Source organism: Microbacterium sp. (assembly GCF_036277215.1).
Taxonomy (GTDB): domain Bacteria; phylum Actinomycetota; class Actinomycetes; order Actinomycetales; family Microbacteriaceae; genus Microbacterium.
The window spans coordinates 1-14,602 of sequence record NZ_DASUNI010000188.1 but is presented as its reverse complement, the minus strand read 5'-3'; the positions used below and the strand labels follow the sequence as shown (position 1 = coordinate 14,602).

General features: G+C 67.9%; 13 protein-coding genes. 11 read left to right on the top strand and 2 right to left on the bottom strand.

Translation table 11 applies throughout. The annotated features are described in order from the left end of the window. Positions 1–415 (bottom strand): NUDIX hydrolase (locus VFX99_RS09685; RefSeq protein WP_329666089.1); only part of this gene is annotated, 415 nt, incomplete at its 3' end. 104 nt (positions 416–519) lie between these two features. On the opposite strand from VFX99_RS09685, the gene VFX99_RS09680 reads away from it, so the two are divergent. From VFX99_RS09680 to VFX99_RS09650, 7 genes are all read left to right on the top strand, one after another. Next, entirely contained in the window at positions 520–1,125 is a 606-nt protein-coding gene (locus VFX99_RS09680; protein ID WP_329666088.1) for a sigma-70 family RNA polymerase sigma factor, read from the top strand. Next, the gene (locus VFX99_RS09675; protein ID WP_329666087.1) at positions 1,100–2,206 is read left to right on the top strand and encodes a hypothetical protein; all 1,107 of its coding nucleotides are present in this window, start codon (positions 1,100–1,102) and stop codon (positions 2,204–2,206) included. The genes VFX99_RS09680 and VFX99_RS09675 overlap by 26 nt, the downstream gene beginning before the upstream one ends. 68 nt (positions 2,207–2,274) lie before the next feature. Further along, complete coding sequence (gene dnaE, locus VFX99_RS09670; RefSeq protein WP_329666086.1) at positions 2,275–5,793, top strand: DNA polymerase III subunit alpha; 3,519 nt, start codon at positions 2,275–2,277, stop codon at positions 5,791–5,793. A 92-nt stretch (positions 5,794–5,885) separates the two neighbouring features. After that, positions 5,886–6,887 (top strand): hypothetical protein, encoded by a 1,002-nt coding sequence (locus VFX99_RS09665; protein WP_329666085.1) that lies wholly within the window; start codon positions 5,886–5,888, stop codon positions 6,885–6,887. Positions 6,888–6,919: 32 nt separating this feature from the next. Then, positions 6,920–8,221, top strand: coding sequence for a histidinol dehydrogenase (hisD, locus tag VFX99_RS09660; protein ID WP_329666084.1), 1,302 nt, complete (start codon positions 6,920–6,922; stop codon positions 8,219–8,221). A gap of 12 nt (positions 8,222–8,233) precedes the next feature. Beyond that, positions 8,234–8,719, top strand: coding sequence for a transcriptional regulator NrdR (gene nrdR, locus VFX99_RS09655; protein WP_329666083.1), 486 nt, complete (start codon positions 8,234–8,236; stop codon positions 8,717–8,719). 31 nt (positions 8,720–8,750) lie between these two features. After that, positions 8,751–9,773, top strand: coding sequence for a quinone-dependent dihydroorotate dehydrogenase (locus VFX99_RS09650; protein ID WP_329666082.1), 1,023 nt, complete (start codon positions 8,751–8,753; stop codon positions 9,771–9,773). 2 nt (positions 9,774–9,775) lie between these two features. Here the strand turns inward: VFX99_RS09650 and VFX99_RS09645 are convergent, their stop codons facing one another. Beyond that, a complete protein-coding gene (locus VFX99_RS09645) occupies positions 9,776–10,345 on the bottom strand; it encodes a DUF3043 domain-containing protein (RefSeq protein WP_329666081.1) in 570 nt (189 codons plus the stop codon). A 47-nt stretch (positions 10,346–10,392) separates the two neighbouring features. Between VFX99_RS09645 and VFX99_RS09640 the strand changes: the two genes are divergently transcribed. The 4 genes from VFX99_RS09640 to VFX99_RS09625 form a co-directional block, all read left to right on the top strand. After that, positions 10,393–11,790, top strand: coding sequence for a dipeptidase (locus VFX99_RS09640; protein ID WP_329666080.1), 1,398 nt, complete (start codon positions 10,393–10,395; stop codon positions 11,788–11,790). A 91-nt stretch (positions 11,791–11,881) separates the two neighbouring features. Beyond that, on the top strand, positions 11,882–12,247 hold the full coding sequence (gene erpA, locus VFX99_RS09635; protein ID WP_329666079.1) for an iron-sulfur cluster insertion protein ErpA: 366 nt from the start codon (positions 11,882–11,884) through the stop codon (positions 12,245–12,247). A 156-nt stretch (positions 12,248–12,403) separates the two neighbouring features. Continuing rightward, the gene (gene coxB / locus VFX99_RS09630; protein ID WP_329666078.1) at positions 12,404–13,300 is read left to right on the top strand and encodes a cytochrome c oxidase subunit II; all 897 of its coding nucleotides are present in this window, start codon (positions 12,404–12,406) and stop codon (positions 13,298–13,300) included. 2 nt (positions 13,301–13,302) lie between these two features. After that, the coding region (locus VFX99_RS09625; protein ID WP_329666077.1) for a cbb3-type cytochrome c oxidase subunit I at positions 13,303–14,602 on the top strand (1,300 nt) is incomplete at its 3' end.

Genomic DNA, 14,602 nt, shown 5'->3' with positions numbered 1-14,602 from the left:
TATCCTCGTCAAGACGATCCATCGTCGACGGTTCGACGCGGTACCAGCCGACCGAGCTCATCTCCCCGTCCGCTGGATACGGTTCGCCCGAGATCCAACGGCACCGGAAGGTCAGGTCGAGGTAGTCGGACTGGTCGCCGTTGTCATACGTGACCCTCGCGATCTGGTGCACCCAGACGAGACGCTCCGCGCGGATGACCACGCCCGCCTCCTCGAGGGCCTCGCGGCACGCGGCATCCGCCGGTTCCTCGCCGGGGTCCACGATCCCCGTGACGGGGGTGAGGGCGCCGTTGTCACTGCGGTGCCCGAGCAGGATCTCATCGCCACGCACGACGACGGCCGTGACGCCTGCAAGGGGCAGCGGCATGTGCCCGACATGGCGGCGGAGCTCGACGATGAAGTCGGGAATGGGCATGCGTCGAGCTTAGGTCGCCGCGGGACCGGGTCCCTGGCGGGGGCCGGTCCATCGGATCACCATGGGAACGTGAACCGTATCGGCCGATCCGGGCAATACCTGTTGTGAGCCCCGACAGCGAGATCATCCGGCGCTCGATCGAGGTGCCGTCCGCGTTCGCCGAGCTCTTCGAGCGACACGCGCGGGTGATCGGCGCGTTCGCGGCACGCCGAGTCGGCCGGGATGTCGCGGAAGACATCCTCAGCGAGACGTTCCTCGTGGCCTTCCGCCGCCGCCGAGACTTCGACCCGTCCTGGGACTCCGCGAAGCCTTGGCTGCTGGGCATCGCCTCTCGCCTGATCGGCAAGCATCGTGGCAGGGAGGCGGCGCAGTGGAGAGCGTTCCAGGCCTCGGCGAGCGAGGTGGAGCCGTCGACCGATGGCGCCATCGACGTGGTGGGGACGAGAGCGGATGCCGCGGCGGACCTGCGGGCACTGGCCCCGCGCATCGCCGCCCTCGCCGCGAGGGATCGCGACACACTGCTTCTGTACGCGTGGGGGGATCTCACGTACGAGCAGATCGCAGTCGCGCAGGGCATTCCGGTTGGAACGGTCCGGTCGCGGCTGAACCGCGTGCGTCGCAAGCTCGCACCCCCGGGTTCACAACCCGGAGCCGGTTCGATGCGAACGGAAGAGGAGGAAGCGGATGGACGTCTTGGATCGCGTGCGTGACATCGGCGCCGATGTAGAACTGACCGAGGCGCGGGTCGCGGCAGCGTACTACCGTGTGCGCGACGGATTGCGTCCGCACGCCTCACGGAGCCGCAGGGGGATGTGGATCGGCATCGGCGGGGTCGGCGGCGTTCTCGCCGCCGCGACCGCTGCGGCGGCCATTGTGGTCGCGGTGACGACTCCGCAGGGTGTGGTCGTCGAGGCTGTGACGCCGACTCCGACTCCGCCGGACGTGGTGGTCACGCCACCCCCGCCGACCACACCGCCGACGGAGGTCGTCGGTGCCGTGGCGGTTCTCGAGCACGCTGCAGAGCTGGCTCCGCTGTCGAGCCCAGTGCTGCAGCCGGGACAGTACCTGCTGGTCCAGTCGCGCCTCGAATACATCGTGACGTACGACGCGGACATCGTGGATGCCGCTCCGTACAGCTCGGCGCGGTCGAAGGCGGAAGCGGGCTGGCTGGTCACGAGTTCGTACGACACCTACATCCCGGAGGACAGGAACGGGGAGTGGGTTCGCGTGTTCAACCCGGACACCACGGTGGTCGCCTGGTACGGGCCGGATGCGGAGGCCCTCGCCGCCCAGTGGGAGGACGAGGTGCAGCGGACCGAGCCGATCGTCCAGCGCGTCCAAGGCGGTCTCATCGAGCCCTTGGAGTCGGGCTACACGACCGGCTCGGCCGAGTACTACGCGGCCATGCCTCGCGATCCGCAAGCCCTCCTGGACTGGTATTGGGAGTACAACGGACTCGAGGACGAGGAGTACGCGACGGAGATCCTCGCCCAGGCGGTCATCATGGATCTGGAGCTCAACGCCGCGCCGGCAGACCTGCGCGCCTCGATGTTCCGGGTTCTGTCGCTGCTCGAGGGAGTCGCCGTTCAGTCCGTGGAGGGAGACATCACGACGCTGTCCATCGACATCGACATCGCCGGTGCCGAGCGCCTGACCCTGTCTGTCGACAACGAGACGGGTCTGGTCGTCGGCAGCAGTGGAACACGCGCACCCGGCAGCGCGATCATCCCCGACTCCGTGCCGGATCACCGCGTGATCACGACGATGACGGTGGTCGACAGCGCACCCTGATCGGGGCACGCCGGTCGGCACCGGCGTGCGCGAGGCCGCACGTCGGAGCCCGAAGGTAGTCTCGATCCGTGACAGCCGACTCCTTCGTTCACCTTCATGTGCACAGTGAATATTCGATGCTCGACGGAGCCGCGCGTGTCAAGCCGCTCATCGAGGAGGCCGCCAAACAAGGGATGCCGGCGATCGCCGTCACCGACCACGGCAACACCTTCGGGGCGTTCGAGTTCTACAAGACGGCGACCGAGACCGGCATCAAGCCGATCATCGGCATGGAGGCGTACGTCACCCCCGGCACGCACCGAGCCGACAAGGCGCGCGTGCGCTGGGGCAGTCCCGATCAGAACGACGACGACGTCTCGGGCTCCGGCGCCTACACGCACATGACGCTCCTCGCCGAAGACAACGTGGGTCTGCACAATCTTTTCCGGATGTCGTCCTACGCGTCGCTCGAGGGCTACTACTTCAAGCCGCGCCTCGACCGCGAGCTGCTGCAGACCTACTCCAAAGGGGTGATCGCCACCACCGGCTGCGTGGGCGGCGAGGTGCAGACCCGGCTGCGGCTGGGGCAGTACGACGCGGCGAAGGCTGCGGCCGCGGAATTCCGCGACATCTTCGGCAAGGACAACTTCTACGCCGAGGTCATGGATCACGGCATCGACATCGAGCGCCGCACGATGAACGACCTGATGCGACTCGCCAAAGAGCTCGACCTGCCGCTGGTCGCGACCAACGACCTCCACTACACGCATCAGCATGACGCCAAGAGCCACGCAGCACTGCTGTGCGTTCAGTCCGGCTCGACCCTCGACGACCCGAAGCGCTTCAAGTTCGAGGGTGAGGAGTTCTACCTCAAGACTCCGGCGCAGATGCGGCATATCTTCCGGGATCACCCGGAGGCATGCGACAACACCTTGGCGATCGCCGAGCGCGCCGACATCCGCTTCGACACGAGCGCGAACTACATGCCGCGCTATCCGGTGCCCGCGGGCGAGACCGAGCAGAGCTGGTTCGTGAAAGAGGTGGAGCGCGGGCTCCACGTGCGCTACCCGGCGGGTATCCCCGTCGACGCGCGGGCGCGAGCCGACTTCGAGACCGATGTCATCGTGCAGATGGGCTTCCCGGGCTACTTCCTGGTGGTCGCCGACTTCATCAACTGGGCGAAGGAGAACGGCATCCGCGTAGGCCCCGGCCGCGGTTCCGGAGCCGGCTCGATGGCCGCCTACGCGATGCGCATCACCGATCTCGACCCGCTGCAGCACGGTCTCCTGTTCGAGCGCTTCCTCAATCCCGACCGTGTGTCGATGCCCGACTTCGACATCGACTTCGACGACCGGCGTCGCGGCGAGGTGATCCAGTACGTCACGCAGAAGTACGGCGATGAGCGCGTCGCGCAGATCGTGACCTACGGCACCATCAAGGCCAAGCAGGCGCTGAAGGACGCCGGGCGGGTCCTCGGCTTCCCGTTCAGCATGGGGGAGCGGCTGACCAAGGCGATGCCGCCCGCCGTGATGGGCAAGGACATGCCGCTGGAGGGCATGTTCGACCGCGACCACCCGCGCTTCAAGGAGGCGTCCGAGTTCCGCCTCCTGATCGAGACCGATCCCGAAGCCAAGACGGTGTTCGACGCGGCGGTGGGCCTGGAGAACCTGAAGCGCCAGTGGGGCGTGCACGCGGCGGGCGTCATCATGTCGAGCGAGCCGCTGATCGACATCATCCCGATCATGAAGCGGGAGCAGGACGGGCAGATCGTCACGCAGTTCGATTACCCGGCGTGCGAGGCGCTCGGCCTGATCAAGATGGACTTCCTGGGGCTGCGCAACCTCACGATCATCGACGACGCGCTCGACAACATCACCGCCAACCGCGACGAGAAGCTCGTCCTGGAAGACCTGGCGCTGGACGACGCCGCGTCCTACGAGCTGCTGGCCCGCGGTGACACCCTCGGGGTCTTCCAGCTCGACGGCGGTCCGATGCGGAGCCTGCTGCGCCTCATGAAACCCGACAACTTCGAAGACATCTCCGCTGTCCTCGCGCTGTACCGTCCGGGACCGATGGGCGTGAACTCGCACACCAACTATGCGCTGCGCAAGAACGGGCTCCAGCAGATCGAGCCGATCCATCCCGAGCTCGAGGCGCCGCTCGCGGACGTCCTCGGCACCACGTACGGCCTCATCGTGTACCAGGAGCAGGTCATGGCGGCGGCACAGAAGCTCGCCGGGTTCAGCCTCGGCCAGGCCGACATCCTGCGGCGCGCCATGGGAAAGAAGAAGAAGTCCGAGCTCGACAAGCAGCAGGAGGACTTCTTCGGCGGGATGACGCAGAACGGGTACAGCGCAGCCGCCCAGCAGGCGCTGTGGAAGGTGCTCGAATCATTCGCGGACTACGCCTTCAACAAGGCGCACACCGCGGCGTACGGACTGATCGCGTACTGGACCGCCTACCTCAAGGCGCACTACCCGGCCGAGTACATGGCCGCGCTGCTCACGAGCGTGGGCGACGCCAAGGACAAGCTCGCGGTCTACCTCAACGAGTGCCGCCGCATGGGGATCAAGGTCCTGCCGCCCGACGTAGGGGAGTCCATCCGCTACTTCGCGGCGGTGGGGGAAGACATCCGCTTCGGACTGGGAGCGGTGCGCAATGTGGGCACGAACGTCGTCGATTCCATCGTCGCCGCGCGCCAGGACGCCGCATTCGAGTCGTTCCACGACTTCCTCTCCAAGGTCCCCGTGCACGTCGCGAACAAGCGCACGGTCGAATCACTCATCAAGGCGGGCGCCTTCGACTCGCTCGGCTCGACCCGCCGCGCGCTGATGGAGATCCACGAGGACGCGACCGAGCAGGCGGTGCTCGACAAGCGCCGCGAAGCCAACGGCGAGGTGGGGTTCGACTTCGACTCGCTGTGGGGCGACGACGAGCCGCACAAGGTCACGAAGGTTCCCGATCGACCGGAGTGGACGAAGAAGGACAAGCTGGCGTTCGAGCGCGAGATGCTCGGGCTGTACGTCTCGGATCACCCCCTCGCAGGTTTGGAGATCGCGCTGGCCAAACACGCGTCGATCAGCATCCACGACCTGCTCGCCTCCGAGGATCTCAGCGACGGCGATCAGGTCACCGTCGCCGGCCTCGTCACGAGCGTGCAGCACCGCGTGGCCAAATCGAGCGGCAATCCTTACGGCCTGATCACCGTCGAGGACTTCGACGGCGAGGTCACCGTCATGTTCATGGGCAAGACCTACACCGAGTTCCAGTCGATGCTCATCGCGGACTCGATCCTCGTCGTCCGCGGACGGATCTCACGCCGCGACGACGGCCTGAACCTCCATGCCGTGTCGGCGCTCGCACCCGACCTCGGGTCGATGGACGCCTCAGGCCCTCTCGTGCTCGTCCTGCCCGAGCACCGCGCGACCGAAGGAATCGTCACGGAACTGGCCCAGGTGCTGGCGCGACACGGGGGCTCGACCGAGGTGACGCTCAGGCTGCACAAGGCCGGCATGGCGAAGGTGTTCGACGTCCCGCATCCGGTGCGGGTGACTGCGGATCTCTACGGCGAGCTGAAAGGCCTCCTGGGTCCGCAGTGTCTCGGTTAGCCATCCCGGCCTCGGTCCTCACCGCCGTCTCATGAGCCGCCGGTAGTATCGGTTCGTTGCTGGCCGCGTGAGCGGCAGGGGAGAGGATCATCGTGACCGACGACCAAGTGGACGAGAGTACCGACACCGGTGGGACAGTCGCCGACACGGAGGCGAAGAGCAAGCCCCAGTACGGCGTCGGGCCGTTCTCGGTGCGCGAAGTGGCGCTGGTCGGCGTGTGGCTCGTCGCCTTCGTCATCTCGTTCTTCTCCGTCGCCAGCGAGCAGGCAATGGCCCAGCTGCTGTTCGGCGGCTCTGTGTGGACCAACGGCCTGGACTGGATACTCACGATCGCGCTGCCGTCGGTCGCCGTCTTCCTGATCGTGCTGCGCCGGTTCTCGCCCGATGGGATCCGGCGAGTCGGGTCTCTGGGAATCGACCAGTTCGCCTCTGTCGCGTTCTCGGTCTCGGCCGTGGTGTGGCTGACGCTCCTGTGGCGCAACGTAGCCGTCGTGGTCGAGTCGAGCGTCTGGATCTACGGCTGGGTGGTGTGGGTGGAGTTCTTCCTCATGCTCGCCGGCGTCGTGCTCACCGTCCTCGCGCCGTTCATCCCGCCGTTCGCCGAGGACTTCAGCGGGCGGCCCGAGATCCCCGCGCACCGCAACGCACGCCCGATCCCGCCGGTCGCGAAGCGCCCGCCACGCCCCGTGCGCCCGAAGGCCTCGGAGCCGAACGCAGAGACCGCGGCGTTCGTCGGCGGTTACCCCGACGCGAACACTCGCGACGCCCCCTCCCCGTACGGTTCGCCGTACACCGAACCCGTCTACACCGATTCGACGACGGCTGAGCAGAACGCCTGGGCGCCGGTGCAGTCGCGCGACACGTTCGAGCCCGTCGACACCGTGGACTACGAGCCTCAGCCCAGCCAGCAGGCGTTCTGGGCCCTGTCGCCCGAGGAGCGCGACGTGGTCGACGACCGCGGTGCGCCGATCTTCCGCATCGGGCCCACGGCGTGGGCGCTGGTTCTCGAGGATCGCGGCGAGGTCTTCGTCGTGCGCCACGAGGACGGTCGCGTCGGCTACCTGCACGACGTGTCGGGCGTGATGCGCGGCTGAGCGGCCGCCGCTCCTCGCGCTAACGTAAAACGATGCTCCGCACGATCGACCTGCGCGGTCGCGCCCTCTCTCCGGCAGAACTCCTGGCGATCGTGCCGCGCGCCGCGGCTGCTCGCGCGGAGGCGCTCGCCATCGCAGCCACTCTCGTCGCCGATGTCGCCGCCCGCGGCGAAGAGGCACTGCGGGAGCAGGCCGAGCGGTTCGACGGGGCGGTCGGCCACGACATCAGAGTGCCGTCCGTTCACCTCGACGAGGCGGTCGGCGGACTCGACCCGCGCGTGCGGGCGGCGCTGGAGGAGGCGATCGGCCGAGTGCGGCAGGCGTCCGCCGCACAGGTGCCTCCTGCATCCGTGACCGAGCTGGCGCCCGGTGCCCGCGTCGTGCAGCGGTGGCAGCCGGTCCGCCGCGTCGGGCTCTACGTTCCCGGCGGCAAGGCGGTCTACCCCTCGAGTGTCGTGATGAACGTCGTCCCCGCGCAGGTCGCCGGGGTCTCCGAGGTGGCCCTCGCATCGCCCCCTCAGCGCGCGCACGGCGGACGCGTTCACCCGGTGATCCTCGCCGCAGCGCGGCTGCTGGGCGTCGACGAGGTGTATGCGATGGGCGGCGCGGGGGCGATCGGAGCTTTCGCGTACGGTGTGCCGGCCCTCGGGCTCGACCCGGTGGATGTGGTCACGGGTCCGGGCAACAACTTCGTGGCCGCCGCGAAGCGGGCCGTCGCAGGTGTGGTGGGAACGGATGCCGAAGCCGGGGCCACCGAGATCCTCATCGTCGCCGACGACACGGCCGACCCGCGCCTGGTCGCCGCCGATCTGATCAGCCAGGCCGAGCACGACGAACAGGCGTCCGCCGTGCTGGTGACGGCATCGGAGGATCTGGCCGCCGCGGTCGATGCGGAGATCGGTCCGCGCGCGGCACGCACCCGCCACGCCCAACGCGTCGCCGCCGCTCTCACCGGGCCGCAGTCCGCGATCGTCCTGGTGGATGACCTCGCCGCCGCGACCGCCTTCAGCAACGCGTATGCCCCCGAGCATCTCGAGCTGCACCTCGCCGCCCCGAATCCCGACGCGTTCGTCCACGCAGGCGCCGTCTTCGTCGGGCCCGACTCGCCGGTGAGCCTCGGCGACTACCTGGCGGGAAGCAACCACGTGCTCCCGACGGGCGGTCAGGCGCGGTACGCCGCCGGACTGTCGGCGGCGACGTTCCTGCGACCGCAGCAGGTGATCGACTACGACCGCGCGGCGCTGGCCGAGGTGCGCGAAGACGTCGTCACGCTGGCCCAGGCCGAAGACCTCCCCGCGCACGGCGAGGCCGTCGAGGCCCGATTCCAGGCGTAGTCTGTCTCCGCCATGCATTGCCCCTTCTGCCGTCACCCCGATTCGCGCGTCATCGATTCGCGAACCAGCGACGACGGTCTCAGCATCCGTCGCCGGCGTCAGTGCCCCGAGTGCGGCGGTCGGTTCTCCACCATCGAGACGGCCAGCCTGAACGTCATCAAGCGCTCGGGCGTGATCGAGTCGTTCAGCCGCGAGAAGGTCATGTCGGGCGTGCGCAAGGCCTGCCAGGGTCGGCCCGTCACCGAAGGCGACCTCGCGGTACTCGCGCAGAAGGTCGAGGAGTCGGTGCGCCAGACCGGGTCATCGCAGGTCGACACGAATGAGATCGGCCTCGCGATCCTGGGGCCGCTCCGCGAACTCGACGAGGTCGCCTACCTGCGTTTCGCGAGCGTCTACCAGGCTTTCGATTCGCTCGAGGACTTCGAGTCCGCGATCGGGCAGCTCCGCGCCGATCACCCGCGCGTCGACGCCGACGCCCAGGCCGCCGTCGAATCCTGACGGCTGTCCGCGAGCGGATAGCCTGGAGGCGATGTATCCCCTCCTCTTCCGGACCGTCCTCGCACGCATGGATCCCGAGACGGCCCACCACGCGGCGGTCATGGTGATCCGGCTCCTGGGGGTCCCGCCGTTCGCGTGGGCAGCCCGCGGCCTCACCCGTCCCGCTCCCGAGCTGCGGACGACGGCACTGGGCCTGTCCTTCGAGTCGCCCTTCGGCGTCGCGGCAGGGTTCGACAAGGACGTCCGCGCCGCCCGCGGGCTCTACGCGCTCGGTTTCGGGCATGTCGAGGTGGGGACCATCACCGCCATCGCGCAGGAGGGCAATCCTCGGCCGCGCCTGTTCCGGCTGATCCCCGATCGCGCGGTCGTCAACCGGATGGGATTCAACAATCGTGGGGCGGAGGCGGCCGCACGGCGGCTCAACAGGCTGAGGCGCCTATCGAAGCGCGCCGTTCTCGGCGTGAACATCGGCAAGAGCCGGGTCGTGGACGTCGCCGATGCCGCCGACGACTACGTCCGCAGCGCCACCCTGCTCGCCCCGCTGGCCGACTACCTCGTCGTCAACGTCTCATCTCCCAACACGCCGGGATTGCGCGGTCTGCAGGCCGTCGAGACACTGCGGCCGCTTCTCGCGTCGGTTCGGGATGCCGCGCGGTCGACTCCGCTGCTCGTGAAGATCGCGCCCGACCTGCCCGATGACGAGGTCGACGCGGTGGCGCGGCTCGCGGTGGGTCTCGGCCTGTCGGGCATCATCGCGACGAACACGACGATCGCACGCGACGGTCTGCGCACCGACCCCGTCATCGTCGCCGCCGCAGGCGACGGCGGCCTGTCGGGAGCCCCGCTGAAGGATCGGGCTCTGGAGGTGCTTCGCCTCGTACGCGCAGCGGTGCCGGCGGATTTCGTCGTGATCTCCGCGGGCGGGGTCGAGACCGCAGGCGACGTGCGTGAACGATTGGATGCCGGGGCCACCCTGGTGCAGGGCTACACGGCGTTCCTCTACCGCGGTCCGCTATGGGCCCGGCAGATCAACCGCGGGCTGAAGCGCGGCTGAGCCTAGGCGGGGCGCTGTCCGCGCTTGACCTGCGGTTTGGGCAGCCGCATGAAGCGCATCTGAATGATCCGCATGGCCCCGTACCAGCCGAGGCCCTTCTCGATCCGGTCCGCGCCGAACTTCTTGCGCGCGGCCTGCTTGACCCGGATCGACGTGAGGATCATGTCGCCGATCACGAAGAGGATGAAGATCCACAATCCGATGAACGAGTAGTACTGGATGGCCGGGATCGGGATGAAGGTCGCGAGGATCACGAGCACCATGGCGGGCATGACCGCTTCGCCGAGGTGCCAGCCGGAATCGATGTAGTCGCGCACGAACTTGCGCTGCGGGCCCTTGTCGCGCACGGGGAGGTACCTGTCATCGCCGGCGGCCATGCCGACGCGGGCCTTCTCGCGCTGGGCAGCCATCTCGGCCTTGGCGCGGGCCTTCGCCTCCTTCGTGTCGGCGACGAGCGGACGCTTTCGCGCCGCCTCCTGCTCGGCACGCGTCGGAGTCGCGCGGCCCTTGCCGCTGAGCGTCCCCTCGGAGGGTACGTCGGCGGGGACGGGAGCTGCGGGTGTCTTGGCCACGGTGGAACCTCGATGTCTCGATCGGGAAGCACCTTAAGATTACCCGCATGGACACTGCCCCCACCCGTCAGGATGCTGTGCGCGACGCCGCGGCCTCCGGTATCCCCGCCGCCCTCGCCGACCTCGGCGCCCTCGTCCGCATCCCTTCGATCGCGTTTCCGGGATTCGACGTGAGTGAGGTGCAACGCAGCGCGGAGGCGGTCGCCGCTCTGGTCGAGGAGCTCGGCTTGTTCGAATCCGTCGAGATCCGGCGCGCAGCCATTCCCGGCTCGGAAGAGGTCGGACAGCCCGCAGTCCTGGCGACGCGCGTGGCACGCAACGGGCGCCCGACCATCCTGCTCTACGCCCATCACGACGTGCAGCCGGTCGGTGACGAGTCCCTCTGGGAGTCCGAGCCGTTCGCGCCGACGGTTCGGGGCGGGCGCCTGTACGGCCGAGGCGCCGCGGACGATAAGGCGGGAGTGATGGCGCATGTCGCAGCGCTGCGCGCGGTGAAGCACGCACTGGGGGACGAATTCGACCTCGGCGTGGCTCTCTTCATCGAAGGGGAGGAGGAGGCCGGCTCGCGGTCGTTCGCGCAGTTCCTCGCCGACAACGCCGAAGCGCTCCGCGCCGACGTGATCGTGGTAGCGGACTCGGGCAACTGGGACGCGCGCACTCCTGCATTGACCGTCTCGCTGCGCGGCAACACCCGCTTCACCCTCCGGGTGCAGACCCTCGACCACGCGTCGCATTCCGGCATGTTCGGGGGAGCGGTGCCCGACGCGATGATGGCGACCGTCAAGCTGCTCGCCACCCTGTGGGACGACGACGGCGCAGTCGCCGTCGAAGGGCTCACCGAGCGGGACGCCGAGACGCCGGCCTACACCGAGGAGACCCTGCGTGATGAGGCTGGGCTGCCCCCCGGTGTGAGCCCGGTCGGCCGGGGCACGATCCTCAGCCGCATCTGGAACAAGCCTTCGATCACGGTCACCGGGATCGACGCGCCGAGCGTCGCGAATGCGTCGAACACGCTGACTCCCGCCGTCTCGGTCGTGATCAGCGCGCGCGTCGCGCCGGGACAGCCCGCCCGGGAGGCGTACTCGGCGATCGAGGCGCACCTGCGCGAGCATGCGCCATTCGGTGCGCAGCTGACCTTCACTGATCAGGACTACGGCGACGCCTTCCTCGTGGACACCAGCGGATGGGCCGTCGCCACGGCCCTGCAGTCGATGCACGAGGCCTACGGCGTCGAGCCCGTCGAGATCGGAGTCGGCGGCTCGATTCCCTTCATCGCCGACCTCGTCCGGGAGTTTCCGGGTGCCCAGATCCTGGTCACCGGCGTCGAGGACCCGCACGCCCGCGCGCACAGCCCCAACGAGTCGCTGCACCTGGACACGTTCCGCAACGCGGTGCTGGCTGAGGCGCTCCTGCTCGAGAAGCTCGACGCCCGCACCGTGGCGTAGTGGCACTCGGAGCGGTTTGGAGCCGGTTCCAAGCCGCCGGGCGTAGAATCGACTCATCCCGCCGCGATCGCGGCCCGTCCGGAGGAGTGCCATGACCGACACTGCACTGTCGACTGACCAGACCGTCCGTGCCCACGGCGTTGCCCTGACCGACGCTGCGGCGCTGAAGGTGAAGAGCCTCCTCGCGCAGGAGGGTCGTGACGACCTGCGGCTGCGCGTCGCCGTTCAGCCCGGCGGATGCAGCGGCCTGATCTACCAGCTCTACTTCGACGAGCGGTATCTCGACGGCGACAAGACCGTCGACTTCGACGGGGTCGAGGTCATCGTGGACGACATGAGCGTTGCGTACCTCGACGGCGCTCAGATCGACTTCAAGGACACGATCTCCGAGCAGGGGTTCACCATCGACAACCCGAATGCGGCAGGCAGCTGCGCGTGCGGCGACAGCTTCCACTGATCCCCACGTGATCCCGCCTCAGGCCCGCCCGCTCATCGAGCGGCGGGCCTGATTTCCTCGCCCCGCGACGCGGGGCAACCTGGGCGGATGGCCCGAATCCGCTAGGAGTCTGCTCTAGACTGGCGGAGTCACAATCGCGACCCGGAAAGGTGCACCGTGCCCTCGAAACGCCGCCTCCGCTGGGCTGTTCTTCCCATCGGTATCGCAACGGCTGTCGCGCTCGCGGGGTGCACCCCGACCGAGCTTCACGGCTACCTTCCCGGCTTCGTGGAGGACGGAACTCCGGCCACGAACCGCACCGACATGGTCGCGGGGCTCTGGGTCAACTCCTGGATCGTCCTGCTCGCGGTGGGCCTGGTCACGTGGGGTCTGATGGGCTGGGCGGCCATCGCCTACCGCCGTCGCAAGGGGCAGGTCGGGTTGCCGGTGCAGCTGCGCTACAACATGCCGATCGAGATCTTCTACACGATCGTTCCCCTCATCCTGGTGATCGGCTTCTTCGCCTTCACGGCCCGCGACCAGACGATCCTCGAGACGCAGACCGAAGACCCCGACGTGTCGATCATCGCGATCGGCAAGCAGTGGGCGTGGGACTTCCAGTACAACGGTGAGGACGAGGACCGCTCGGACGCGGTCTGGTCGATGGGCGTGCAGGCACAGCCGGCCGCGAACGGCGACGTCGACCAGGAGAAGCTGCCCACGCTCTACCTGCCCGTCGACAAGTCGGTCAAGATCCTGCTTCAGTCCCGCGATGTGATCCACTCGTTCTGGGTCATCGACTTCCTGTACAAGAAGGACATGTACATCGGGCGGGACAACTTCTGGTCGTTCACGCCGACCCGCGAGGGCACCTACGCGGGCAAGTGCGCCGAGCTGTGTGGTGAGTACCACTCCGCGATGCTCTTCAACGTCAAGGTGGTCAGCGAAGCCGAGTACGAGGACTACCTCGAATCGCTGCGTTCCGCGGGCCAGACCGGCGACATAAACGACGAATACGATCGGCTCGGCAGCTACCCGGGCACCGGCGCACAAGAGCGCGAGGAAGGCGACTGATCATGGCGACCACGCTTCCGCTGCAGGACAACACTCCGGGACGCCCGACGACCCTCCCGCCTCGCCAGGCCGCGCTGCTGAGTTCGACGCGCACCGCCCAGAAGGGCAACATCGTCGTCAAGTGGATCACCTCCACTGACCACAAGACGATCGGCTACCTCTACCTGATCTCCTCCGTGCTCTTCTTCATGCTCGGCGGAGTGATGGCCCTGATCATGCGCGCCGAGCTCTTCGAGCCGGGTATGCAGATCATCCCGACCAAGGAGCAGTACAACCAGCTCTTCACGATGCACGGCACGATCATGCTGCTGATGTTCGCCACCCCGCTGTTCGCGGGTTTCGCGAACGTGATCATGCCCCTGCAGATCGGCGCGCCCGACGTCGCGTTCCCGCGGCTGAACGCGTTCGCGTTCTGGCTGTTCCTGTTCGGCTCCACGCTGGCCGTCGCCGGCTTCCTCACTCCGCAGGGCGCGGCGGCGTTCGGATGGTTCGCCTACCAGCCGCTCGCGAACGCGAGCTTCTCGCCTGGCGTCGGCGGAAACCTCTGGATGCTCGGCCTCGGCATGAGCGGCTTCGGCACGATCCTCGGCGCCGTGAACTTCGTCACGACGATCATCACCATGCGCGCCCCGGGCATGACGATGTGGCGGATGCCGATCTTCTCGTGGAACACGCTGGTCACCAGCATCCTGGTCCTGATGGCGTTCCCGGTGCTCGCCGCGGCGATCCTCGCGGCCGCTGCCGACCGTGTGCTCGGCGCACACATCTACGATCCCGCGAACGGCGGCGTGCTGCTCTGGCAGCACCTGTTCTGGTTCTTCGGGCACCCCGAGGTGTACATCATCGCGCTGCCGTTCTTCGGGATCATCTCCGAGGTGCTGCCGGTGTTCAGCCGCAAGCCGATCTTCGGGTACAAGACCCTGGTCTACGCCACGATCGCGATCGCTGCGCTCTCGGTGGCGGTGTGGGCGCACCACATGTATGTGACCGGTGCGGTGCTGCTGCCGTTCTTCGCGATCATGACGATGCTGATCGCGGTGCCGACGGGTGTGAAGATCTTCAACTGGATCGGCACGATGTGGCGCGGCTCGGTGACCTTCGAGACGCCGATGATGTTCTCGCTCGGGTTCCTGGTGTCGTTCGTGTTCGGCGGCCTGACCGGTGTCATCCTGGCGTCGCCGCCGCTGGATTTCCATGTGTCGGACTCGTACTTCGTCGTCGCGCACTTCCACTACGTCGTGTTCGGCACCGTGGTGTTCGCGATGTTCTCCGGCTTCTACTTCTGGTGGCCGAAGATGACCG

Coding starts and splice junctions, on each gene's coding strand:
- VFX99_RS09675 (WP_329666087.1), top strand. CDS start 1,100: ATGGACGTCTTGGATCGCGTGCGTGACATCGGCGCCGATGTAGAACTG.
- hisD (WP_329666084.1), top strand. CDS start 6,920: ATGCTCCGCACGATCGACCTGCGCGGTCGCGCCCTCTCTCCGGCAGAA.
- nrdR (WP_329666083.1), top strand. CDS start 8,234: ATGCATTGCCCCTTCTGCCGTCACCCCGATTCGCGCGTCATCGATTCG.
- VFX99_RS09650 (WP_329666082.1), top strand. CDS start 8,751: ATGTATCCCCTCCTCTTCCGGACCGTCCTCGCACGCATGGATCCCGAG.
- VFX99_RS09640 (WP_329666080.1), top strand. CDS start 10,393: ATGGACACTGCCCCCACCCGTCAGGATGCTGTGCGCGACGCCGCGGCC.
- erpA (WP_329666079.1), top strand. CDS start 11,882: ATGACCGACACTGCACTGTCGACTGACCAGACCGTCCGTGCCCACGGC.